The 24,402-nt window shown below is 38.2% G+C and carries 17 protein-coding genes and 1 pseudogene; 4 read left to right on the plus strand and 14 right to left on the minus strand.

All coding sequences use genetic code 11. The annotated features are described in order from the left end of the window. Positions 1-259: 259 nt before the first annotated feature. The 11 genes and pseudogenes from icd to B5P37_RS00805 form a co-directional block, all read right to left on the minus strand. Positions 260-1,522 carry an NADP-dependent isocitrate dehydrogenase gene (icd, locus tag B5P37_RS00755; RefSeq protein ID WP_085236160.1) on the minus strand — a complete coding sequence of 421 codons (1,263 nt, stop codon included), beginning with the start codon at positions 1,520-1,522 and terminating at the stop codon, positions 260-262. 45 nt (positions 1,523-1,567) lie between these two features. Further along, the gene (locus B5P37_RS00760) at positions 1,568-2,686 is read right to left on the minus strand and encodes a citrate synthase (RefSeq protein ID WP_085236162.1); all 1,119 of its coding nucleotides are present in this window, start codon (positions 2,684-2,686) and stop codon (positions 1,568-1,570) included. 556 nt (positions 2,687-3,242) lie between these two features. Continuing rightward, complete coding sequence (gene pyk / locus B5P37_RS00765; RefSeq protein ID WP_085236164.1) at positions 3,243-5,003, minus strand: pyruvate kinase; 1,761 nt, start codon at positions 5,001-5,003, stop codon at positions 3,243-3,245. A 17-nt stretch (positions 5,004-5,020) separates the two neighbouring features. Next, positions 5,021-5,989 carry a 6-phosphofructokinase gene (pfkA, locus tag B5P37_RS00770; protein WP_085236166.1) on the minus strand — a complete coding sequence of 323 codons (969 nt, stop codon included), beginning with the start codon at positions 5,987-5,989 and terminating at the stop codon, positions 5,021-5,023. A gap of 450 nt (positions 5,990-6,439) precedes the next feature. After that, positions 6,440-7,384 (minus strand): acetyl-CoA carboxylase carboxyltransferase subunit alpha, encoded by a 945-nt coding sequence (locus tag B5P37_RS00775; protein WP_085236168.1) that lies wholly within the window; start codon positions 7,382-7,384, stop codon positions 6,440-6,442. Further along, positions 7,384-8,243, minus strand: a pseudogene (gene accD / locus B5P37_RS00780) (acetyl-CoA carboxylase, carboxyltransferase subunit beta). Before accD ends, B5P37_RS00775 begins: the two are co-directional and overlap by 1 nt. 34 nt (positions 8,244-8,277) lie before the next feature. Further along, on the minus strand, positions 8,278-9,516 hold the full coding sequence (gene ystJ / locus B5P37_RS00785) for an NADP-dependent malic enzyme (protein ID WP_085236170.1): 1,239 nt from the start codon (positions 9,514-9,516) through the stop codon (positions 8,278-8,280). Between the two features lie 141 nt (positions 9,517-9,657). Then, positions 9,658-12,834 (minus strand): DNA polymerase III subunit alpha, encoded by a 3,177-nt coding sequence (locus tag B5P37_RS00790; RefSeq protein WP_085236172.1) that lies wholly within the window; start codon positions 12,832-12,834, stop codon positions 9,658-9,660. A gap of 23 nt (positions 12,835-12,857) precedes the next feature. After that, entirely contained in the window at positions 12,858-13,790 is a 933-nt protein-coding gene (locus B5P37_RS00795; protein WP_085236174.1) for a DHH family phosphoesterase, read from the minus strand. An 11-nt stretch (positions 13,791-13,801) separates the two neighbouring features. After that, the gene (locus tag B5P37_RS00800) at positions 13,802-15,097 is read right to left on the minus strand and encodes a DRTGG domain-containing protein (protein WP_085236176.1); all 1,296 of its coding nucleotides are present in this window, start codon (positions 15,095-15,097) and stop codon (positions 13,802-13,804) included. 626 nt (positions 15,098-15,723) lie between these two features. Next, positions 15,724-16,413: a metal-dependent hydrolase gene (locus B5P37_RS00805; protein WP_085236178.1), complete on the minus strand. Its 690-nt coding sequence runs from the start codon at positions 16,411-16,413 to the stop codon at positions 15,724-15,726. A 277-nt stretch (positions 16,414-16,690) separates the two neighbouring features. Here B5P37_RS00805 and B5P37_RS00810 point away from each other — a divergent pair, with 277 nt between their 5' ends. From B5P37_RS00810 to B5P37_RS00820, 3 genes are all read left to right on the plus strand, one after another. Next, positions 16,691-17,746 carry a M24 family metallopeptidase gene (locus B5P37_RS00810; RefSeq protein ID WP_085236180.1) on the plus strand — a complete coding sequence of 352 codons (1,056 nt, stop codon included), beginning with the start codon at positions 16,691-16,693 and terminating at the stop codon, positions 17,744-17,746. Continuing rightward, positions 17,743-18,375, plus strand: a complete 633-nt coding sequence (locus B5P37_RS00815) for a copper homeostasis protein CutC (RefSeq protein WP_085236182.1) — start codon at positions 17,743-17,745, stop codon at positions 18,373-18,375. Before B5P37_RS00810 ends, B5P37_RS00815 begins: the two co-directional genes overlap by 4 nt. 221 nt (positions 18,376-18,596) lie before the next feature. Next, positions 18,597-19,916: an ISL3 family transposase gene (locus tag B5P37_RS00820; protein WP_085238388.1), complete on the plus strand. Its 1,320-nt coding sequence runs from the start codon at positions 18,597-18,599 to the stop codon at positions 19,914-19,916. Between the two features lie 47 nt (positions 19,917-19,963). On the opposite strand, the gene ald is transcribed toward B5P37_RS00820, so the two are convergent. Next, positions 19,964-21,094: an alanine dehydrogenase gene (gene ald, locus B5P37_RS00825; RefSeq protein ID WP_085236184.1), complete on the minus strand. Its 1,131-nt coding sequence runs from the start codon at positions 21,092-21,094 to the stop codon at positions 19,964-19,966. 145 nt (positions 21,095-21,239) lie between these two features. Here ald and B5P37_RS00830 point away from each other — a divergent pair, with 145 nt between their 5' ends. Next, positions 21,240-21,743 carry a universal stress protein gene (locus tag B5P37_RS00830; protein ID WP_085236186.1) on the plus strand — a complete coding sequence of 168 codons (504 nt, stop codon included), beginning with the start codon at positions 21,240-21,242 and terminating at the stop codon, positions 21,741-21,743. Positions 21,744-22,111: 368 nt separating this feature from the next. On the opposite strand, the gene B5P37_RS00835 is transcribed toward B5P37_RS00830, so the two are convergent. Together B5P37_RS00835 and B5P37_RS00840 are read right to left on the minus strand one after the other, a co-directional pair. After that, on the minus strand, positions 22,112-23,308 hold the full coding sequence (locus B5P37_RS00835) for an acetate kinase (protein WP_085236189.1): 1,197 nt from the start codon (positions 23,306-23,308) through the stop codon (positions 22,112-22,114). 79 nt (positions 23,309-23,387) lie between these two features. Then, positions 23,388-24,335 carry a class I SAM-dependent methyltransferase gene (locus B5P37_RS00840; RefSeq protein ID WP_085236191.1) on the minus strand — a complete coding sequence of 316 codons (948 nt, stop codon included), beginning with the start codon at positions 24,333-24,335 and terminating at the stop codon, positions 23,388-23,390. Between the last annotated feature and the right edge of the window lie 67 nt (positions 24,336-24,402).

Consider the following 24,402-nt stretch of genomic DNA (forward strand, 5'->3'; position numbering starts at 1 on the left):
AGGTTAAAAATAATATATCATTTAGCATCTTTACAATAACTTCATGTTCGCTTAACAAAATCAACAACTATCATTTCGACTTTCATTCTATCTGTAAATCCCATGATTAAAACCGCATCGACCTAGCTATCCACGTCAATTTGAAACGTCACAAAGTGAAATCCCGTAGCAAAATAAAAAGCTGATTCATCCTCAGTGGATCATCAGCTTTTTATCGATTTATGCGGTATGGCACGCAACCCTACCTCATATTGACGACTTATAGATTTTTAATCAGTGCATCCGCAAACTCTGACGTTTTCACTTCTGTTGCACCTTCCATCAAACGTGCAAAATCGTATGTCACCACTTTTGATTCGATTGTTTTTTCAACAGAATGTGTAATCAAATCTGCGGCTTCTTGCCAACCGATATGTTCTAACAGTAACACACCAGATAATAATACCGAACATGGATTTACTTTATCTAAGTTTGCATATTTAGGTGCTGTACCATGCGTTGCTTCAAAAATAGCATGCCCTGTTTCAGAGTTAATGTTTGCACCTGGTGCAATACCGATACCGCCTACCTGAGCAGCCAATGCATCTGAAATATAGTCACCATTAAGGTTCATTGTCGCAACGACATCGTGCTCAGCCGGACGTGTTAAAATTTGTTGTAAGAAAATATCAGCGATAGAATCTTTAATAATAATTTTACCGTCTTTTTCAGCTTGTTCTTGAATCGCATCAGCAGCTTCTTTACCTTTTTCCTCTACGAGACGATCGTACTGTTGCCATGTGAATACTTGATCACCGAATTCATTTTCAGCTAAATCATAGCCCCATTGTTTGAATGCACCTTCTGTAAATTTCATAATATTTCCTTTGTGTACTAACGTTACAGATTTACGGTTATTATCCAATGCATATTGAATCGCTGCACGCACAAGACGCTCTGTTCCTTCTTTCGATACCGGTTTAATACCGATTCCAGACGTTTCAGGGAAGCGGATATTTTTCGCACCCATTTCATTTTGTAAGAAGTCAATTACTTTTTTAACTTCTTCACTGCCTTCTTTAAATTCAATTCCTGCATAAATATCTTCAGTATTTTCACGGAAAATGACCATATCAGTCTCTTCAGGATGCTTAACCGGAGATGGCACACCTTTGAACCAACGTACAGGTCTTAAACAATTGAATAGGTCTAATTCTTGACGTAAGGCCACATTCAATGAGCGAATACCGCCACCAATTGGCGTTGTTAATGGACCTTTGATTGCAATTAAATATTCTTTAATCGTATCCAAAGTTTCTTGAGGCAACCATTCGCCTGTTTGATCGTAGGCTTTTTGTCCTGCTAATACTTCTTTCCAAGCAATTTTTTTGTCACCGTTATAGGCTTTTTCAACTGCCGCATCAATCACACGACTTGCTGCTTTCCAAATATCTGGCCCGATACCATCACCAATAATAAATGGAACTATAGGTTGATTCGGGACTTGTAAGCCACTCTCCGTTTTTACGATCTTTTCACTCATGTTAAATACCTCCGAAATTAAAAATTTGATTATTGATTTCTATAATTAACGTTGCGCAATAGGAACATATTTACGATTCACATCACCAATGTATGTGGCACGCGGACGCATAATTCTGTTGTCTCTCAATTGCTCTAAAATATGCGCAGTCCAACCTGCTGTCCGACTTACAGCGAAAATAGGTGTAAACAGATCATGTTCAATACCCATGCTGTGATACACTGTCGCGCTGTAAAAATCAACATTTGGCAGTAGACCTTTCTCATTTTTCATGACTTCAGCAATTTTAACAGAGACGTCAAACAGTTCACTTTGTCCTGTTTCATTCGTTATTTTTTGACTCATTTCTTTTAAATATTTAGCTCGTGGATCACCATTTTTATATACGCGATGACCAAAGCCCATCACTTTATCTTTATTTTCAAATGCTTTTTTCAAATATGCATCAACATTTTCAACTGAACCAATTTCAGTCAACATGCGCATCACACGTTCATTTGCACCACCATGTAAAGGCCCTTTTAGTGAAGCGACCGCTGCAGTGACACCCGAATACATGTCTGATAACGATGAAACCGCGCATCGCGCAGTAAACGCTGAAGCATTCAATTCATGATCAGCATGAAGAATAAGGGCTTTATTAAAACCTTCAACTTCTACATCTGATGGTTTTTCACCTCTCAGCATATACAAGAAGTTCGCCGCATAACTAAGCGAAGGATCTGGTTTAACAGGTTCTTTTCCTGCTCTCACTCTTGCAAAAGACGTTACAAGTGAAGCGATTTTGGCTTGAATGCGAATCGCACGTTCTTGTAATGCCGCTTCACCATTATCTTCAGCATTTTCATCAAAATGTGCGAGGAAAGAGACTGATGTTCGCAAGGCTGTCATAGGGTGTACTTGATCAGTCGTATACGCCTCAAAATGACTGTACATTTTTGGATTTAAAGTCATATATTTAAAAAGTTTTTCTTTTAATTCAGATAATTCTTGCTCTGTTGGTAAACGGTAATTCCACAATAAAAAGATGATTTCTTCAAATTCTGCATTTTCAGTTAAATCATCAATATCATAACCTGCATAAGTTAATTGGCTATCTATAATTGAACTGATTTTCGTTTCAGCTGCAATGATGCCTTCTAGGCCTCTCACTAATTCTGCCATATGAATTTCCCCTTTACATTGTATTCATTCTTTGTAATGGCTTTCAAATACTATTATAGCCAATATCGTACGTTTTGTGAACATTTTAAGAACCTTCATATGTCAGAATAATCTTATAATATTTAACTAAATCTATTTTAATAAATTTCACAAACACTGTTGTAAAGCGCTTTCTAGAATGTTTAAAAGAAAAATTTTGCGATAATACAGCAGTCATTCGCATTCATTATCATAAATAATAATAAGAACGAATGTTTTTAACATTGATATGAAGGGCTTGTCTTATGATTGTTTCGCAAGGCTATCGATGTACTTTGATTCAACTTAAAATCCGTTTTAACAGCAGTGTTCCGACACTTTTAAATGTACTGGTACAGAAAACGGGCACGCGAAATGACGACATTCATTCCATCCCCCTATGATTGTACAAAAAAGCAGCCGAGATGATTTCGACTGCTTTTTTGATCTATGCACACATTATGGCGTTCATCATTGACTCAATTTAAGTTCAATGTATGAATCGCTTGCTTATCACATGTATCGTTCAACGCTTCTTTTATAAAACGTTGGCGTATCCTTCATAGACTTTACCTTGTGCTGCATCAACAGTAACAAGGATGTCATCTGGAATTGTTTCAATGACATTTTCGACACCGACAACAGTAGGTATTCCTTTTTCTAAACCAATAATGGCACTTGAAGAAGTGAGACCTGCTTCTTCAGTCACCAATGCGACCGCTTGATCTAAATAAGGAATAATCGCTTCGTCTATTGAAGGTGTCACAATCACTGCTTGTTCAAGCTGGCGACCTTTTAATTCTTCCGCATTTTTCACAACAACTGTACGACCAAATGCAGAAGTGCGACCAATACCTTGACCACTTGCTAAATCCTCGCCCACAAGATGTAACTTCATAAGGTTTGTCGTACCAGATTCTCCAGTCGGCACACCTGCAATGATAATGATTAAATCACCATTTTCAACACGTTCACTCTCAATCGTTGTAGCGACTGCGTTGTTAAGTAATTCATCAGTAGAATAATTACCTTGACGAACGACAGGATACACCCCCCATACGAGTGTACATTGACGTGCAGTCGTTTCGCGTGGCGTGACGGCAATAATATCCGATTTTGGACGATATTTTGCAATAGTACGTGCAGTAATACCACTTTCTGTTGCTGCCACAATCGCTTTTACTTTTAAATTCAATGCCGTATGTGCAGCGGATACACCAATCGCATTGACAAGAGAAGTTTCTACAAGCTTAGTCCGATCTGATAATAATTTTTTATAGTCTTGTGCTTGTTCTGCTGCAACTGCAATATCATGCATCGCTTTAACTGCTTCTTCAGGATAAGCGCCGGCAGCGGTCTCTCCTGAGAGCATAACTGCATCCGTACCATCATAAATCGCATTTGCCACATCTGATGCTTCTGCGCGTGTTGCACGTGGATTACGTTGCATTGAATCTAGCATTTGTGTTGCCGTAATGACCGGTTTACCTAATTTGTTACATTTACGGATTAAATCTTTTTGTACGATAGGTACTGCTTCAGGTGGGATTTCTACCCCCATATCTCCCCTTGCAACCATTAATCCATCAGAAACTTCCAAGATTTCATCGATGTTTTCAATACCTTCTTGGTTTTCGATTTTAGGAATGATGCTGATGGTGTTATTGCCTTCTTCTTCTAAAATTTTCCGGATTTCTAACACATCGCTAGCACGTCGAACAAAACTCGCCGCAATGAAGTCCACATCTTGTTGAATACCAAAGCGAATGTCTTCCGCATCTTTTTCTGTAATACCAGGTAAATTAACACGTACGCCCGGTAAGTTGACCCCTTTTTTATTTTTTAATTCTCCAGTATTTAATACATCACAATAGACTTCACCGGCATCATAATCGATGGACGCGACTTTTAATTCGATGAGACCATCGTCTAAAAGAATAAATGAACCGACTTCGATATCATTGATTAACTGATCATAAGTAACTGAGAATTTTTCTGGTGTCCCTTCCACTTCATGCATGCTAATCGTGACGTGTGTCCCTTTTTCTAGCGTAATCACACCATCTTTCATGTTGTGTGTCCGAATTTCAGGCCCTTTCGTATCGAGTAAGATACCGATATTCTTTTCTAACTTTTTCGCTATTTTACGAATTGAACGTATACGTGCCGCATGTTCATCGTGAGAGCCATGAGAAAAGTTTAATCGTGCAACATTCATCCCTGCTTTCATTAACTTTTCTAACATCACTTCTGACTCTGATGCTGGTCCAATCGTACAAACGATTTTAGTTTTTTTCATTGAAAATGCCCCCTAAATTATATGGATAATTCTTTCGTTAAACTCAACATACGTTGATTAATCGGACGTTCCGATGCGCTGAAAATGTCATCAAAACGCGTCGCAGTTAATTGATTGTTTTGAATGCCAACACCTTTTGCTGTTTCACCTTCAAGCAATAACTCCACAGCGTAGCCCCCTAAACGTGATGCCAATACACGATCCATTCCAGTTGGGCTACCACCACGCTGAATGTGTCCGAGTACAGATACTCGAGCGTCAACGTTAATATATTTCGTCAATTCTGATGCACACATATCTCCTGTCATACAACCTTCAGCAACGATAATAATAGAATGTTTTTTACCTCGGTCAATACCGTGTTGGATTTTTTCAGCAATATCTTTGATGTCCGTTTCTGTCTCAGGCAAAATAATTGTTTCAGCACCCACTGCCAACCCTGACCATAGTGCTAAATCACCACAATCACGTCCCATTACCTCAATAATAAAAGTACGTGCATGACTAGAAGCCGTATCACGAATTTTGTCAACGGATTCTATAATCGTATTTAATGCTGTATCGAAACCAATCGTAAAATCTGTCCCATTAATATCATTATCTATTGTACCAGGGATTCCAATCGTTTGAATCTCTTTACACTCTTCACTAATACGTTGTGCACCACGATAACTTCCGTCACCACCGATAACAACGAGACCTTCAATGCCCCGTTTTCTAAGGTTTTTAATGCCTTTTTCACGCACTTCTTTTTCTTTAAACTCTGGGCAACGCGCTGAGTATAAAAATGTTCCGCCACGTTGAATCGTGTCACCAACAGAACCCAACTCTAATTTGTGAATATCATCGTTAATGAGCCCTAAATATCCTTGATAAACACCATAAACCTCAATATTGTGATAAATCGCTTTTCGCACAACCGCTCGAATTGCCGCATTCATCCCTGGAGAATCTCCGCCACTTGTTAAAACTGCAATTTTTTTCATGTAGACATACCCTTTCTTGCATAGTTGTTATGTTAAAAATACCACAATTTCATCATGCATTCCATCAAAAAAAGAGACAAAAGTAAATGAAAACGGTTTATTCTCATATATTCATCAATCCGCCATATTCCAAGTTTTCATAGCACTTTCATACAGCTTATCCTCCTCAAATGTAAATCCCTCTCATTGCGTATCCGGCTATTTTACTCAGGTTTATTACGCATCGTATGTTGTGATTTTTGCACAATTCCCCTTTTGAATCTCCCTTCAATTGTTAAATCCACCCTATCCTTTGTCCTACACACTATCTCATATTTTCAAAGATGCGCCTTTAGTTTAAGACAAATCTAAAAAAGACTTGGTCAAATGTATCAACACTTGAACAAGCCTCGTTTAAAGAAAGGGTAGGTTTTGTGCCCTCCCTGTCAATTTTCAATTTTATTAAATGTGCTATTCTACATATGAACCAATGTTTCGAAACTTTTCAAAACGATCGGCTTTGATATCAGCAGGCGTCATATGTTGAAATGCTTCCAAATGCTTCTCGAATTTTTGCTTAATTCGTTTAGCAAGTCTTTCGACATCATGATGTGCACCGCCCAAAGGTTCTTTAACGACCTCATCGATGACGTTCAATTCTAACAAGTCATATGATGTGATTTTCATTGTTTCAGCAGCGATTTTAGCTAATGCGCTATCTTTCCATAAAATACCCGCTGCCCCTTCAGGCGAAATCACAGAGTATGTACTATTTTCTAACATCAGTAGACGATTGCTCACACCTAAACCGAGCGCACCCCCACTGCCGCCTTCACCAATCACAATAGAGATGATAGGCACCGTTAGTGACGCCATTGATATTAAATTACGGGCGATGGATTCACTCTGCCCACGTTCTTCGGCAGCTTTACCAGGGTAGGCTCCTTTCGTATCGATAAAAGTAAAGATAGGACGGTTGAATTTTTCAGCTTCTTTCATTAGTCTCAATGCTTTACGATAACCTTCCGGATGTGCCATACCAAAATTGCGATAAATATTATCCTTTGTATCTTTCCCCCGCTGTTGACCAATGACTGTGACAGGCTGACCATTAAAATAAGCGAGGCCACCAACAATTGCAGGGTCATCTCTAAAGTTTCGATCTCCATGTAATTCAATGAAGTGATCAAAAATATAAGGAATGTAATCCAAAACAGTCGGTCTTTCTGGCAAGCGCGCAATTTGTACACGATCCCATGGCTTTAGGGATGTATATATTTTTTCTTTTTCAGTTTGCAACGCCGCTTCAAGCATCTCAATTTCATCTGATAAATCCACATCATTTTTAGCTTGGGTTTCTTTAAGTGAATCAATTTTCGTTTGAATATCCTGAATCGGTTTTTCAAAATCAAGCATTATTTTTCCACCTCACGATGCATATCAAATAACGTCGCCAATGTTTGTTTCATTTCACTACGATGTACAACTTTATCCAGTTGACCATGTTCTAATAAAAATTCAGCCGTTTGGAAATCATCGGGTAATTTTTCATTAATGGTTTGTTCTATGACGCGTCGTCCTGCAAAACCAATCAGCGCCTTAGGTTCTGCCAAGTTGATATCACCTACTGATGCAAAACTCGCAGAAACACCGCCCGTTGTCGGATGAGTCATATAAGAAATGAACAACAAACCTGCCTCAGAATGGCGTTCGAGGGAGACGCTTGTTTTGGCCATTTGCATCAATGAAATTATCCCTTCTTGCATCCGTGCCCCCCTGACGCAGTGAACAATACAAACGGTAGACGTTGCTCCGTACAATAATCCACAATCCGGCAAATCTTTTCACCTACAACAGATCCCATACTCCCCATTCTAAAACGTGCATCCATAACACCGACACCGAATTTAATGCCGTTTAATTCAGCCGTACCCGTTACAATTGCTTCATTTAACCCGGTTTTTTCTTGGTCTTTTTCTATCTTTTCTTCATAACTAGGAAAGTTTAATGGATTCGCAGAGGTCATCCCTTTATCGAATTCTTCAAAAGTTCCTTTATCGGCAATTGCCTCTATACGACCGTATGCTGAGAGTTGAATATGATGATCGCAATTAAAACATACATTTAAATTTTCAGTTAATTCTTTTGTATACATGATTTTTTTACAGTTAGGGCATTTCGTCATAATGCCTTCAGGAACTTCATTTTGCTTCGAATCTTGAACCGTAACATACTTTTTCTTTTTCGAATTACGATTAAAAAAGTCTTTAAACATCTCTATTACCTCCACTTAACCATCGGCAATCAAGTTAATTTGATTTCTTTAAATCCGTGAGTGATAAAGTCTTATCATACACTTTATCCGGGTCGACTTCAATACGTGCAACACCCGATTCCATCGCAGCGCGAGCCACTTCTCTCGCTACTGAAGGTGCAACACGATAATCAAATGGACCAGGAATCACGTAATCCGCATCGCGTTCTTCTTCCGTGATTAAATTAGCAATCGCTTCCACAGCAGCACGTTTCATATCTTCATTAATATGTGTCGCACGGACATCTAAAGCACCACGGAAGATCCCCGGAAATGCTAACACATTGTTGATTTGGTTTGGAAAGTCAGAGCGACCTGTACCAATCACGCGTGCACCTGCACGTTTTGCTTTATCAGGAGTGATTTCAGGATTTGGATTAGCCATGGCAAAAATAATTGCATCGTCGTTCATTGACTGTACCATTTCTTCAGTCAATGCATCTGCAACAGAAACCCCAATAAATACATCTGCACCTTTAACGACGTCAGTCAGTTTACCTTCTATTTTATCTCGATTCGTCCATTTCGCAACTGTCGCTTTCGTATCATTCATGCCATGTGGACGACCTTCATAAATCGCACCTTTTGAGTCACACATAATCATATGGCGGACACCGTATGAATAGAGTAATTTTACGATTGCTATACCTGCAGCCCCTGCCCCGTTAAGGACGACCTTAATATTGGCTAAATCTTTATTAACAATGCGTAGTGCATTAATCAAGCCTGCCACAGTCACAATGGCTGTTCCGTGTTGATCATCATGAAAAACTGGAATTTTTGCTTCTTTCTTCAAGCGTTTTTCAATTTCAAAACAACGGGGTGCTGAAATATCTTCTAAGTTCACCCCACCAAAATTGGGTTCAAGTAACTTAACTGTCCGAATAATTTCTTCTGTATCCGTTGTCGCAAGCGAGAGAGGGATCGCATCGACACCCGCAAAACTTTTGAACAGCACGGCTTTTCCTTCCATTACTGGAATACTTGCCTCGGCACCAATATTGCCTAATCCAAGAACGGCTGTTCCATCAGATATGACTGCAACCGTATTGCTTTTCATAGTATAGTCATAAACTCGACTTGGTCTTTCATGGATATCTTTACAAGGTTCAGCCACACCAGGAGAATAAGCTAAACTTAATTCCTCCTTGTTTGTCACTTTAACTTTAGGACAAACTGCTAACTTACCTTGATTTTCTTTATGCATTTGTAGCGCATCATCTCTTAAGGACATTCATGATCATCTCCCGTTTCCAAATTCCAACTTTTAAAAGTGTCCTCTATTAATCGCCATTATACTATAGCACATAATCATGGCATATCAAAATAACGTTTAACGCTTTCATTCTATCTTTGGCGCTAAAATTCCATATCATTATAACAAACGGATATGCGCGGGTTCAATCGATTTTAATAACAGGTCCAGTTGCTGCTCTGGCGACGCGAGATACCCTTTAAACAGAAATTGATTGCTCGCTTGAATGTATTGGTATACAGCGATGCCACTCTGTTGGGTTTGAGTTAAAAAACGTGCTTGAAGGTCATCCGTGAGGCCTTCTCTAATGACAATTTTTTGAGTTGCTTCCCGCTTCTTCGCTTCAAAAACCGCTAATGTACTCAGCTGATCTATTATAAGTTGTTGCTGTGCCTTTCTTTCTTCAAATTTTCCCCACACAATATAAATTTGACCGGCCTCCAACTTCTCGGAAAGCTGTTGATAAACTTTTGGGAAAATGACGCCATCCATCGTTTGTAGACCGTCATTCAATTCTACAAATGCCATCTGTTGACCTTGTTTTGTACGTATGACACGAACTTGATCTAACGTGATTAAAATAGGTTGTCGTTCTGCCTGTGAATTTAATGAAAAAATCCCTAAGTATTGCTTGCTTAAAAACAGCTTCTCAACAGGGTGTGTGGACACATAAAAACCGAGGTACTGCTTTTCATAATCACTTAATTGTTGATCCGGAATTTCTTTAACCTCTTTGTACTCCTGTTTAGGTGTTGAAAAAGCTTCAACAAAATGAATGTCGATATTCATTTCACTATCCGAAACCTTATCAATGGATTGTAATAATGTCGCACGATTTCGACCGAAACAATCCATCGCACCAGTAAAAATCAAAGCTTGCAGAAAACGTCTTGTACGAACGCGTCCCGGAATACGTTTACAAAAATCAAAAAAGTCTTTATACTCACCATTTTCATGTCGTTCTCGTACAATGGTTTGAACACTTTGATAACCCACACCTTTAATCGCACCTAATGAAATGTATACGCCCTCTTTCGTTGCGACATAGCGCCACTGACTTTTATTGATGTGGGGGCCATGAATTTTTATACGCTGCTGTTTTGACTCATGAATCATTTGACGCGTTTTCGTTTCGTTACCGATCACATTACTTAAGATATTCGCATAAAAATATGTAGGATAGTGTACTTTTAAATACGCCATGGTATAAGCAATTTTTGAATAACTCACTGCATGCGCGCGAGGAAAGCCATAGTCGGCAAATTTTAAAATTAAATCAAATATTTGTCCGCTGATTGATTCCATATATCCCTTTTCTTTAGCACCATCGATAAAATGTTGACGTTCACTCAATAACACTTCTCTATTCTTTTTACTCATCGCACGTCTTAAAATGTCGGCTTCCCCATATGTAAAGCCCGCAAAACGGCTCGCAATTTGCATAATTTGTTCTTGATAGATGATTACGCCATAAGTTCGTTGCAAAATGGGTGCTAGATCAGGATGAAGGTAACGCACTTGTCCAGGATCATGGCGCCGTCGAATATATGTAGGGATTTCTTCCATAGGTCCAGGACGATATAATGATGTCACCGCAACAATATCTTCAAAATGCTCGGGCTTTAACTTTTGTAAGACGCGACGAACCCCTTCTGATTCCAGTTGAAATATGCCTGTCGTGTCCCCGCGTGACAACAGATCAAATACAGCTTTATCATTAAATGGGATTGCTTCCATATCAATGTCCACATGCAAGTCACGCTTCACTTGTTTAATAATCTGGTGAATAATGGTTAAATTTCGCAATCCAAGAAAGTCGATTTTTAACAAACCAATGCGTTCGGCTTCCGTCATCGTCCATTGCGTCAATAAACCCGTTTCACCTTCTGTCAGTGGAATTGATTCAAATAAAGGTTGGTCATTCACAATCACACCCGCAGCATGTGTCGAAGTGTTCCGTGGTAGTCCTTCTAATTTTTTACAGAATTCAAACCATTTTTCATGGCGATAATTGCGGTGTACAAAAGCTTTAAAGCGTTCATTCGAGTAGGCCTCATCCAAAGTGACCCCTAATTTACTCGGTATTAATTTTGACGCTTCACTTAAGGTTGTTTCGTCAAAACCCATCACCCTTCCAACATCACGAGCCACTGCTTTAGCCAGTAAATGGCCAAATGTCACTATACCTGCGACACGATAATCCCCATACTTTTCTTGAACGTATTGAATCACTTTTTCTCGTTGTGTATCTTCGAAGTCGATGTCAATATCAGGCATCGTCACACGTTCAGGATTTAAAAAACGTTCAAATAGCAAATCGTATTGCAAAGGATCAATCGTCGTAATATTTAATAAATAGCTCACTAATGAACCCGCAGATGATCCCCGTCCTGGCCCCACCATGACACCGTTCGATTTTGCGTAACGAATTAAATCACTAACTATGAGGAAATAATCAGCGTAGCCCATTTGTGTGATTACCTCATACTCATATTGAAGTCGTTCACGATAGCGCGTCGTCGTCAATCCAAAATCGACTAACGCACGTTGCAATTCAGACCATAAATAATCATTTGCCGAGCGATCATCCGGTGTCTTAAATTCAGGCAATAAAGCCTGATGATAAATCAAGTGTGCATCACACATCGCCGCAATGTCCTCTGTGCGATGAAGCCACGCTTGATTGTATGTCGTATCTATTTCCTTAATATGTTGCGACGGGGGTTCATTGGTTTCAACTAAATTAACTTTTGTGTTATCACGAATCGCGTGAAGCACTTTTAACGCGTCCCTATCCGCTGGTTCCTCATAATACGCCGCCTCCATAAAAACATGTGGAAGCGGGCCATCTGCGTCAGATCGGTGGTCGACAAAACAAGATGTCTCTTCAGGCATTTCTTCTATCCAGTGTTTCTCTTGCATCGTCATCTTTTTAAAAATAACAACAGTGTTTTTTAACATGGCTTTCATTTCATAAATAGACACATGTTTTAACCCTTTCACCTTAATCTCAGAGGACAATTTAAATAAATTTTGTAATCCATCATTGTTTTTAGCAATAACGACCGTTTCTAACACATTGAGCTGATCTGTAAGGTAAACCGTTATACCAAGTAATGGCTTTATCCCTTTTTGAACACATTCATCATAAAATTGAGGCACGCCATACATCACATTCAAGTCGGTGATGGCGATGGCTGAATATCCTAAATCTTTTGCACGTTGGACTGCACCTTTAATCGTTACGCTTGAATTTAAAAGATCATAGGCCGTATGAATATTTAAATGTGCAACCATCGTCTCTCACCTTCTTTAAATTTTTATAATTTTTGGCGTAACGTTTGGACGAGCTGATCAAAGTCTTTCCAAGTTCGAACCGATACCCCAGATGCATTCGGGTGTCCACCCCCACCAAAGTCTGCTGCCACATCATTAATCGTCTTGTTTTTAGAGCGGATGCGACAACGGATTTCTTCACCTTCATCAACTGCAAAAACCCATATTTTTAAACCTTTTAAATCCGCAATCGTGTTGACGAACAATGAAGCTTCATTCGCGCGAAGTTGATATTGTTCAAGCACATCCGCAGTAATTTTAACTTGGCAAAAACCGTCATCAAACAGCTCAAAATTTTGTAAAACATAACCTTGAAACGGCATTAAACGTGGCTCTTTCTCACCCAGTTGGTTAAGCAGTTGGTGATGTTGTATATCATAATTTAATAATTGGCTCGCAATTGCCATTGTTTTGGAAGTTGTATTACTAAATAAAAAACGTCCTGTATCACCAACAATCCCTAGATATAAACTCGTCGCTATCGTTTTATTCATCAGTGCGATGTCACCTGCATCTTGAATCATATCAAATATAATTTCACTCGTTGACGAAGCTGTCTCATCTACATAGTTGATTTGTGCATATTGATCAACCGGGGGATGATGATCTATTTTAATCAGTCCGTTTCCTAACGCGTATCGCGAATCATCAATTCTCGCAGCATTTGCCGTATCACACACAATCACTAATGCATTTTCATACTGATCAGCATCAATCGTATCGAATGTGCCCATAAATGCGAGTGAAGGTTCTTCCGTTCCAACTGCATAAACGTGCTTTTCAGGATATTTGGCAGTAAGGTATGCTTTCAAGCCAAATTGTGATCCTAAAGCATCCGGATCAGGTCGTACATGTCTATGAATAATAATATGATCGTATTGTTGAATTTGTTGCTGTATCTCTTGAAATAAAGTCATTGACTCACTCCTTAATGATCTAATAATTGACACATAATGAGTGCCTTAGCAACAGGCTGATTGGCACTGATCATTGTCACTTCTAATTTCGCAAAGTTTCGTCCCATATCTAAAATCGTATAATGTACTTCCACTTCGCTCTCAATTTGTACTGTTCGAATATAAAATATGTTTAAACTCTCTATCATGACTTCTAATTTTTTATACTTACGCATAACAGTCTTAATCGTCTCTTCAATGATAGCCACTGATACAGATTTACTCAACGTACCAAATTGATTTGTTAATTGCGGGGTAATTTCAACCATGATTTGTTGATTTCTAATTTCAATATGTTTGGCGACTTGATCGTTAATGGTTTCGCCCACTTGAGGTTGTCGGCCTACAATTTGCATCGCCTTCAACACGTCTTCTCTTGTAATCACACCGACTAATCGTTTTTGATGATCTGTCACAGGCAATAATTCGATGCCCTCCCATATCATCAAATGTGCACAACTGGCCACTGTGGTATTCAATTGAACACTAATTGCAGGTTTCGTCATGACTTTGTAAAGCTTTTCATTTAAATCTTTGCCAATGATATCCTTACTCGTAATCAATCCGGATAACTTGTTATCATCGTCGACAATTGGAAATCGTGAATGTGACGTTTCACGTGCTTTTTTACCGACATCCGCAACAGTCATTTCTTCATTCAAATATGACGTTTGCGCAATAGGAATGACGATGTCTTCTACAACTAAAATCTCTTTCTTTATCATTTGATTGTACATCGCTCTATTAATAATGTTTGCAACCATAAATGTATCATAATTAGATGATATGATAGGCAGATTTTGTTCATCTGCCATTTTTTTAATTTCATCGGTTGTATCAAATCCGCCCGTGATCAATACAGCGCTGCCCCTTTCAAGCGCTGCCTTTTGTACATCCAAACGATTTCCAACAATAAGTAATGTATTTTTAGAAACGTAATTGACGACATTATCCACTTCCATGGCACCAATCGCAAACTTTGTCAGCGAATTGAATTGTCCCCCTTTACCGCCAATTAAATGGCCATCCACAATTTTGGCAATCTCACCAAATGTGAGATGTTCAACATGCGTTCGTGCTTTTTTTTCAATTCGCACCGTCCCTACACGGTCTATGGTCGCAACTAATCCGCGTTGACTCGCATCTTTTATTGCTCTATAGGCTGTCCCTTCAGAAACATCTAAATCTTTCGCAATTTTACGTACTGATATTTTTTGACCTACTGATAATGATTCTATATGTTTAATGATTTGTTCGTGCTTTGTCATGTGTCTCCCTCTATTATTATGTCGTAATCAACACAACACGTGCTATCGCAGTCTTATACGTGTGTGTTTGTAAAAGCCCCCTTTTAATTGAACGATGTTTGCTTTAAAATCCCCTAATTTGTCACTTCATAACAATTGATGTTGATTTTATGTTTATTCTTTTATTATAACGTGTTTCAAATCGTAATGCGAAATGATAACTCGTCATACCAACCAATCTTATGCATGTGAAATGAATAATAAAAAGGATCACAGTGAAAGATTCTCATATCTGAGTGAACTTAACGATGATGAACAATTGGTAAGAATGAATTCGAAACCCTTCATCCCCCGCAATGAACGCATGTTATAGGGATGTTTAATAGACTTAGAAAACAAGGACATGAGGAATCATGATCAAATTTTGATAACTCGATTTTTTACATAAAAAAACCTTTATCCTGTTGTCATCTCTAAAAGTAAAACAAAAACGTTTAACTTTAGAGACACATCCTTCATGGATAAAGGTTAAATGCGTTCATTACAAAAACATGGATTAACGACCTTGCTCATTTGAACAAGCTCATCATTGAACGCATCCATCATTTCAAAATTTGGCTTTCTGACGCTTTTACTTAAAATGAAAATTATAACTCGACTGATTCACCAGGCTTTAATATTTGAACTTCCCCGACATTCACCAATGCTTTAAACGCGTTCGGATCTTGTTTAATCAAAGGGAAGGTATCATAATGAATAGGCACAGTAATTTTAGGCTGAATCAACGTATTAATCGCATAACTTGCATCCTCAATTCCCATTGTAAAGTTATCACCGATTGGAACGAAACATACATCAACAGGATGGCGGTCCGCAATCAGTTTCATATCACTAAATAGCGCTGTGTCTCCCGTATGATACACTGTTGTCCCCTCTAATTCGAGTAGTACGCCCATCGGCATTCCTAAATAAATCGGAATCCCTTCTTTATTCATTAAACTTGAACTATGAAACGCTTGAACAAATTTTAATACACCAAAATCAAATTGCCATTTCCCACCAATATTCATCGGGTGGACATTTTGGATGCCTTCATGCGTTGATAAATAGTTCGCAACTTCTGCAGTACCGATCACTGTAGCCTGATTACGTTTAGCAATCTCAATCGTGTCACCAAAATGATCCTCATGCCCATGCGTCAAAATAATATAGTCTACCTTTAAGTTGTCAACATCTAAATCTGATAGTTCATTTCCTGTGATAAACGGGTCAATAATTCCCGTTTTTCCATTGGCTTCAAAATATACTGTGGCTTGACCGTGAAATGATAATTTCATCGTGTATCCTCCTTCATCATGTTTGATGCTTATTCCATTTTTATATTAACAGTATCATCTTCATAAATCTAAAAATTAAAATTTTACGCATGCGCACAAACAAACGATGGCTGAGCGATAAATTCGAAAAAAGCTTTAAAACGACTCCATTTAACTCTCAATTGAGCATCATTTTTGTTTTTGTTAGCTCTCCTTACCTTCAAACATTTTTCCCTTCGCTTTACATTCTTAAATATGCTGTCTTAAAATAATAATGAATCATAAAGGAGGCGTTTTTATGTCAAAAATAGAACAACTCGTTCAAACATTAAAAAAGGAACAGGCCGATGCCGTTTGGGTCTCCAATCCCATTAACATCTTCTATTTCACAGGTTATAAATCAGAACCTCATGAACGTTTATTTGCATTATTAGTTAAAGCGGATGGGCAACAGATTTTATTCTGCCCACAATTGGAAGTAGAAGAAGTCAAAGCATCCCCTTTTGAAGGACAAATTATTGGTTATTTGGATACTGAAGACCCATTCGAACAACATCGAGAAGTGTACCCAACACTCCTTATCGAAGAGAATCATTTAACTGTTCAACGATACCACGCATTGCAACAAGCCTTTTCAGTCGAAACGTTTGGTGCTGCGGATCCAGTCATTCGTCAATTGCGTAATATTAAGACATCACAAGAGATAGACACATTAAGAGAAGCGGCAAAACTCGCTGATAAATGTTTAGAAATTGGTGTTGCATTTTTAAAAGAAGGCGTGACAGAAAGAGAAGTTGTCAATCATATCGAAAATGAAATCAAAGCTTTCGGTGTCGATCAAATGAGTTTTGATACGATGGTTTTATTTGGTGATCACGCTGCCGCACCTCATGGTACACCAGGTGAGCGTCGCCTGAAAAAGGATGAATTTGTCCTGTTTGATTTAGGCGTTGTTTATAACCATTATTGTAGTGACATCACGCGTACCGTTGCATTTGGTCAACCTCATTCTGAAGCGGAAAAGATTTATAATATTGTGTTAGAAGCAGAACAAGCCGCAATAAAACATATCCAACCCGGTGTTACGATACGAGAATTAGATGACATCGCACGAGGCATTATTACTGATGCTGGATATGGTGACTACTTCCCACATCGCCTAGGTCATGGTTTAGGACTTGAAGCACATGAATATCAAGATATCTCTAGTACCAATCAAAATCCGTTAGAACCAGGGATGGTACTCACAATAGAACCGGGTATTTATGTGCCTGGTGTTGCAGGTGTTCGTATTGAAGATGATATTTTAGTGACTGAGCAAGGTTTCGAAGTATTATCAGGTTATGAGAAATGATTAAAGAAGCTGTTGCATCAACCTTGCTAGAAGTCGAAGAAAAACTTAAAGCTGGAGCACATCGCATTGAGCTTTGTGATAATATGATTGAAAAAGGAACCACTCCAAGTTTCGGCATGGTAAAAATCGCACGTGAACTGTGTACCTTGTATCATGCAGAACTTGCTGTGATGATTCGCCCACGTGGCGGATCATTTGTCTATCATTGGTACGAACTTGAATGTATGCGCATTGATATCGAACAACTCAAAACGTTAGGCGTAGATTATTTTGTTTTTGGTTGTTTGACGACTGAACAGACGTTAAATCTATTTCAAATGAAAACATTAATTCAGACTGCAGCCCCTGTACCCGTCGTGTGTCATATGGCTTTTGATTCGATTCATCCCGCAGGCCAGTCAAAAGCATTACAACAACTGATTGATCTTGGCGTAAAACGATTATTAACCCACGGCGGACCAGCAGATACGGATTTGTTTGACAATGTCACGCAATTAGCGAAATGGGTGCGTCAATCACAAGGTCGGATTGAAATTATGCCTGGGGGCGGCTTGAATGCCGACAATTTAGAGGATTTATTAGCATTATTTCCATTTCAAGAAGTGCATGGGACGCACATTGTTAAATAACGTCCATTGCATTTATCCTACCGCATATTCACTTTAAACATCAAAGGTGCCGAGCGAATAGTTACAAACCATTCGCACGACACCTTTTTTAGGTTCTATACTTTTAACGGTTGGTGAGTTTTTCACTGGCCGTTATTTTTGTTTTAAATTCAAAAATAGCACAAATATCTCTATAATTGTAAGTGACAAAACCAACAAATTAAGGAGAGATATTCGTGCCTATGTATAATGATATATCAGAAATGATTGGAATAAAAGTATCAAATTTAAAAATCACTGAATGTTTAGGTATTCAAACCTTCAAGAACGTTCAATCATTGTTTTATAAAGGGGTTTTAACTTATCAACCTAAAGGTTGTGAGTGTTGTGGTATCAAGAATGAGCAACACACAGTTATTAAAAATGGCTTTCGCAGTACAAGAGTGTATATGGGGCTTATTCTTGAAAGGCCTAGTTATCTTGTGTTAAAAAAGCAACGCTTCTATTGTAAAGCTTGTGGTCAAACTTTTACGGCTAAAACACCATATATAGAACCGCGTTGTACAATTTCTAATGACGTAAAACTAATGGTGACGAGAAAGCTCGCCACTGTCATATCTGAAAAAGATATAGCGAATAGTGTTTTAGTTTCACCTTCAACTGTTCATCGGTATTTGAAAGACCTAGGGGAAGCAGTAAAAACACAACCTAGTGATATATTGCCCCAACATTTATCCTTTGATGAATTTAAGTCAACTAATGATGTCGACAGCTCTATGAGCTTTATATACTGTGATAGTATCACGCATGATATTATTGATATCTTGCCAGATCGACGTAAGTTCAAGTTGGAAGAATACTTTTTAAGATTCTCAAGAAAGCAGCGTGAAGGAGTTAAAAGTGTTTCTATTGATATGTATCCACCATACATGTCGCTAATTCAATCATTATTTCCCAATGCAGATATTATCTTAGACCGTTTTCATATTGTTCAAGCGGTTAACCGTGAAATCAATCACAGTCGCGTTAAAACAATGAATAGTTTTAAGACTAGAGAAAAACCCAAGTACAATAAATTAAAACGGTATTGGAAGCTTTTATTAAAATCTCCAATTGAATTAGACAGAGTCCACTATCACTCGTTCAGACTTTTTAATACATGGCATAGTCAGTATAGTTTAGTACAATTCTTGTTAACTTTTGATGAAGAATTCCAATTAACGTATGAAGCAGGACATCATATTCTAGAAACTCTAAGATCAAATAACATTGAACAATTAGAGGAAGCATTACAACGTTCGAAGAGTTTAAATATTTCAAATGGACTCAAACGTGTTATTAACACACTCATAAAATATATACCTTATATTTCAAATACGATTCAAAATCCTCATTTGACCAATGGTCCAATTGAAGGTATTAACAATAAAATAAAGCTTATTAAGCGTGTCTCTTATGGTTATAGAAATTTTTATAACTTTAGAAATAGGATTTTAATTATTTCAAGGTTATACGTAAGTGAATATAAAAAACGTACTAAGCAACAAAAAATTGCCACTTAGTACAATATTTCTTCACCAACCGACGTTGACAAAGAGCCCTTTTTTATCTATCGCGCTGATGCTAAATCGAGCGCTTGAGTCACTGGTACGTAGTGATAATTGAAAGCTTCTGCAACAGCTTTATTTGTCACTTCCCCGTTAAACACATTTAAACCATGTGAAAGTGGCACATTTTCTGTTAATGCACGGTGATAGCCTTTATTTGCAATTTGCAGTGCATAAGGCAAAGTCGCGTTATTTAAACCTAATGTTGAAGTGCGTGGTACGGCACCTGGCATATTCGCAACGGCATAATGTACGACACCATGTTTAATATAAGTCGGATCATCATGCGTCGTGATTTTATCCGTTGTTTCAAATATTCCACCTTGGTCAATGGCAATATCAACAACGACAGAACCAGGCTGCATGTTTTTAATCATTTCTTCAGTCACTAACTTCGGTGCTTTTGCGCCTGGAATTAATACCGCACCGATGACCAAGTCACTTTGAATGACTGCAGACTCAATATTCAAAGGATTCGACATAATCGTATGCACACGACCATCGAAAAGATTTTCAAGTTCTTGTAAACGTTTCGGGTTCACATCAAGAATGGTCACATCTGCCCCTAACCCTAAAGCGATACGCGCCGCATTTGTTCCTGCTTGACCGCCTCCAATAATGGTCACCTTGCCTTTTGGAACGCCAGGGATGCCGCCAAGTAAAATTCCCATTCCTCCATTAAAACGTTGTAAAAATTGCGCACCGATTTGTGTGGACATTCTCCCTGCAACCTCACTCATTGGCGTCAATAATGGCAACGATAAATCGCCTAATTGCACGGTCTCATATGCAATCGCGATGACTTTATGTTCAATTAATGCTTTTGTAAGTTCTAGTTCATTTGCTAAGTGAAGGTAGGTGAATAAAATCAGGTTCTCTCTAAAGTAGCCAAACTCTTCTTTTAATGGCTCTTTCACTTTGATGACCATATCCACATCCCAAACTTCATGTTGATGTTGTGAAATTTTAGCACCTGCTTTAACGTAATCGGCATCCTCAAAATAGGATCCTAGACCGGCTGCTGTTTCAACCCATACCTCGTGTCCTGCTTCCACAAGCGCATGTACGCCACTTGGTGACAAACCTACCCGATTTTCATTGTTTTTTATTTCTTTTGGTATTCCAATTCTCATACGACAAGCACCTCCAAGGACTATCATAACGTACCCCATATGTAAGCGCAATCATTAGAAGTTCAAAAATTTAACACATTTAAATAATCCTTTTATTTTTAGAAAATATGATATAATTAAGATAAAAAGAAAGGGGTTTTTAGCTATGTTTATGTACAAAAATATTTTAATTGCTGTCGATGGCTCTCACGAAGCAGAATGGGCGTTCAACAAAGCTGTTGCTGTTGCTAAACGTAACGATGCAAAACTGATTATTGTTAATGTCATTGATTCTAGAACTTACACATCATTTGAAGTTTATGATTCACATTTTACTGAAAAATCAAAATCATTTGCTGAGAAATTGTTGGATGGCTATCGTAAAGTAGCTGAAGACGAAGGCGTTCACAATGTCGAAACACGGCTAGAATTTGGTTCTCCTAAATCTGTTCTCCCCAAATTATCAAATGAACCGGATACAGCTGTTGATCTCGTCATGTGCGGTACTTCTGGTCTCAATGCAGTAGAGCGCTTTATTGTAGGTTCTGTATCTGAAGCGATTGTACGCCATGCAACGTGTGATGTGCTTGTTGTACGTACTGAACAAATCCCTGAAAACTTTGAACCTAAAGTAGCCACTGAGGAACTTTTAAAAGATTTTAGTATTTAGTAAAACCCTACATTTCAACAAAGGGCATGGATGGCTTTCAATCCGTGCCCTTTTGCTATCAGTCATGTTTAAACCGAATGTGATTCAGCCAGAATTGTATATGTCATTGATGGATTTTTACACACAATTCTCACTACTGTTATACAGAACAAAAGCAGCATGAGAACCGGATAAACCGACCTCATACTGCTTTAAGACTATACACTTCACTGTCGACTCAATCGTCAATAGCAAGTACAACTTTAAACTTATCCTCTTATCCAAGACGTTTAATGGCGGGATCACTTATTTTAAATCTTGCTTCATCTTCTCAAGATACATTCCAATCATTAATCAATGAACTGGACATCAATCCTATCGCAACCCTTTTATAATCCACCAAAATTCATGACATCTCTCGCTATCATAACTTCTTCATTTGTCGGGATAACTAAAACTTTAACCGGAGAATGTGGATAGTTTAATTCCTTCTCTTTACCACGTAAGCCTTCGTTTTTACGTGGATCCCAGTAAACGCCCATAAATTCTAAACCTTCCAACACGCGCGCACGAACAGTGTCAGAATTCTCACCCACACCCGCAGTGAAAATAATCACATCGACACCATGCATACGTGTTGCATATGATCCCATATATTTATGAATACGTGAAGCAAATACTTCTAATGCCAATTCTGCACGTTCGTCACCTTCATTTGCATCACTTTCAATATCACGTAAATCTGAAGATGTTCCTGTAATCCCTAGTAAACCAGATTCTTTATTTAAAATATTCAGCACTTCATCCGCAGTTTTACCTGTTTTTTCCATAATAAAAGGAATTAAAGCAGGGTCGATATTACCTGAACGTGTCCCCATCGTCACACCCGCTAATGGTGTAAAGCCCATGGACGTATCAATAGATTTCCCACCATCGATAGCAGCAATGGATGCCCCATTACCAATATGACAAGAAATAATACGCAATTCCTCAATCGGTTTATTTAATATTTCAGCCGCACGTTGTGATACGTATTTATGACTTGTCCCATGGAAACCATATTTTCGGATACCGTATTCTTTGTAATATTCATACGGTAAACTATATAAAAATGCTGATTCTGGCATTGATTGGTGGAATGACGTATCAAATACAGCTACATGTGGAATTCCAGGAAGTAGTTTTCTAAATGCTCGAATCCCCATTAAGTTTGCAGGATTATGAAGTGGCGCTAAATCTGTCAATTTTTCAATATCTTGAATCACTTCATCAGTCACAAGTGCAGATTCTGGAAAGCGTTCTCCCCCATGGACAACACGGTGTCCTGTCCCATCAATATCATGAATATCTTTAATGATACCGTGTTTTTGTAAACTTTCTAGCATCATATTGACTGCTTGCTCGTGATCTTTTATATCTCCATTTTCCTTAATTTTTTCATCATTCACTTCAATCGTAAATATAGAATTCTTCAAACCAATACGTTCAATTAACCCTTTAGTGATTAGGTTTTCTTCTGGCATTTCAATTAATTGAAACTTTAATGATGAACTCCCAGCGTTAATCGCCAAAACTAACTTTGACATGTCAATGGCCTCCAGTATATGAATTTTTATTCACATCTATTTAACCATTAATACAGTTCTATTTCAAGAGTACAACAGCTTAATTTTTAGGTTGATTTTGTGACAACCATGCCTTTAATTCGGCTAAAAACTTTTGAAAGTTTTGTGTATTTTTAAAATCCGGTATATTCGCCAACAATACTTCTTTAGGCTTTGTGACACGCTGTTCTTTACGCTGCAATATCAAAATGGATTTTTGTGCATGGGCACGCTTAAATAAATGATCGGGCAAATTGAGAAAAGCTTGCATTTCTGTTTCTGTTGCAATAAAATTTTCCAACTGTTTTACATGTTCACCTTCGAAAAGTCGGTTTGGCACAACTAAGAAAATGTACCCTGATGGCTTAACCGCCTCGACAGCTTGCTCGATAAACAGGTAATGCGCAAAACTGTGTCCTTCTTCAAAACCTAACTGTAACTGTTCACTTCGTTCATCGTTAGGATAATAACCAATTGGCAAATCACCGATAACGACATCGGCACCATCAAATGGTAATGGCATAATGGCATCTTGAGGATACACATCAAAAGGAATTTCTAAAAAATTAGCAAGATGTACACTCACTCTTGAAAGGACGGGATCCACCTCTACTAAATGATGCATAAGTGTGAATTCAGGCATCATTTCATGAACAGTTGCACTTAAATGACCCGTTCCACTCCCTAAATCAGCAATATGAAGCGCCTTATCACCTGCTTTAAATTGAGAAACTAGGAACCCTAAAATTAATCCAATTGAGTCTGGTGTGATTTGGTGATTGGCTTGAACTTCTTCTTTTTGTAACTGACTCAGATAAGCGAATTGAAATGCTTTTCTTCGATCCTGTAATGTCGCCTGTTCAATGAAATCCCGCTCTGATGTATAAATTTGCTCCATGGCTAATCCTAAATTTTCAATAAAGCTTTGTCCATTTTCTTCGTTTAACTTTTGCGTTCTTTCATCTAATTGATAAAATAATCTCTCCATAATCGAGATGGTCTCTGTCATGATTCATCGTCCTTTCATAAAAATAAGGGAGCCACCCAGAAGTGTATCATTATTGTATCACTTCTGA

Source organism: Staphylococcus lutrae (assembly GCF_002101335.1).
GTDB lineage: Bacteria > Bacillota > Bacilli > Staphylococcales > Staphylococcaceae > Staphylococcus > Staphylococcus lutrae.

Bases quoted from the DNA above. Each gene is read 5' to 3' on its own strand.
- icd (WP_085236160.1), bottom strand. From the start codon at position 1,522: ATGAGTGAAAAGATCGTAAAAACGGAGAGTGGCTTACAAGTCCCGAAT.
- B5P37_RS00760 (WP_085236162.1), bottom strand. From the start codon at position 2,686: ATGGCAGAATTAGTGAGAGGCCTAGAAGGCATCATTGCAGCTGAAACG.
- pyk (WP_085236164.1), bottom strand. From the start codon at position 5,003: ATGAAAAAAACTAAAATCGTTTGTACGATTGGACCAGCATCAGAGTCA.
- pfkA (WP_085236166.1), bottom strand. From the start codon at position 5,989: ATGAAAAAAATTGCAGTTTTAACAAGTGGCGGAGATTCTCCAGGGATG.
- B5P37_RS00775 (WP_085236168.1), bottom strand. From the start codon at position 7,384: ATGCTTGATTTTGAAAAACCGATTCAGGATATTCAAACGAAAATTGAT.
- ystJ (WP_085236170.1), bottom strand. From the start codon at position 9,516: ATGTCCTTAAGAGATGATGCGCTACAAATGCATAAAGAAAATCAAGGT.
- B5P37_RS00790 (WP_085236172.1), bottom strand. From the start codon at position 12,834: ATGGTTGCACATTTAAATATTCATACGGCCTATGATCTTTTAAATTCA.
- B5P37_RS00795 (WP_085236174.1), bottom strand. From the start codon at position 13,790: ATGACTTTATTTCAAGAGATACAGCAACAAATTCAACAATACGATCAT.
- B5P37_RS00800 (WP_085236176.1), bottom strand. From the start codon at position 15,097: ATGACAAAGCACGAACAAATCATTAAACATATAGAATCATTATCAGTA.
- B5P37_RS00805 (WP_085236178.1), bottom strand. From the start codon at position 16,413: ATGAAATTATCATTTCACGGTCAAGCCACAGTATATTTTGAAGCCAAT.
- B5P37_RS00810 (WP_085236180.1), top strand. From the start codon at position 16,691: ATGTCAAAAATAGAACAACTCGTTCAAACATTAAAAAAGGAACAGGCC.
- B5P37_RS00815 (WP_085236182.1), top strand. From the start codon at position 17,743: ATGATTAAAGAAGCTGTTGCATCAACCTTGCTAGAAGTCGAAGAAAAA.
- B5P37_RS00820 (WP_085238388.1), top strand. From the start codon at position 18,597: ATGTATAATGATATATCAGAAATGATTGGAATAAAAGTATCAAATTTA.
- ald (WP_085236184.1), bottom strand. From the start codon at position 21,094: ATGAGAATTGGAATACCAAAAGAAATAAAAAACAATGAAAATCGGGTA.
- B5P37_RS00830 (WP_085236186.1), top strand. From the start codon at position 21,240: ATGTTTATGTACAAAAATATTTTAATTGCTGTCGATGGCTCTCACGAA.
- B5P37_RS00835 (WP_085236189.1), bottom strand. From the start codon at position 23,308: ATGTCAAAGTTAGTTTTGGCGATTAACGCTGGGAGTTCATCATTAAAG.
- B5P37_RS00840 (WP_085236191.1), bottom strand. From the start codon at position 24,335: ATGACAGAGACCATCTCGATTATGGAGAGATTATTTTATCAATTAGAT.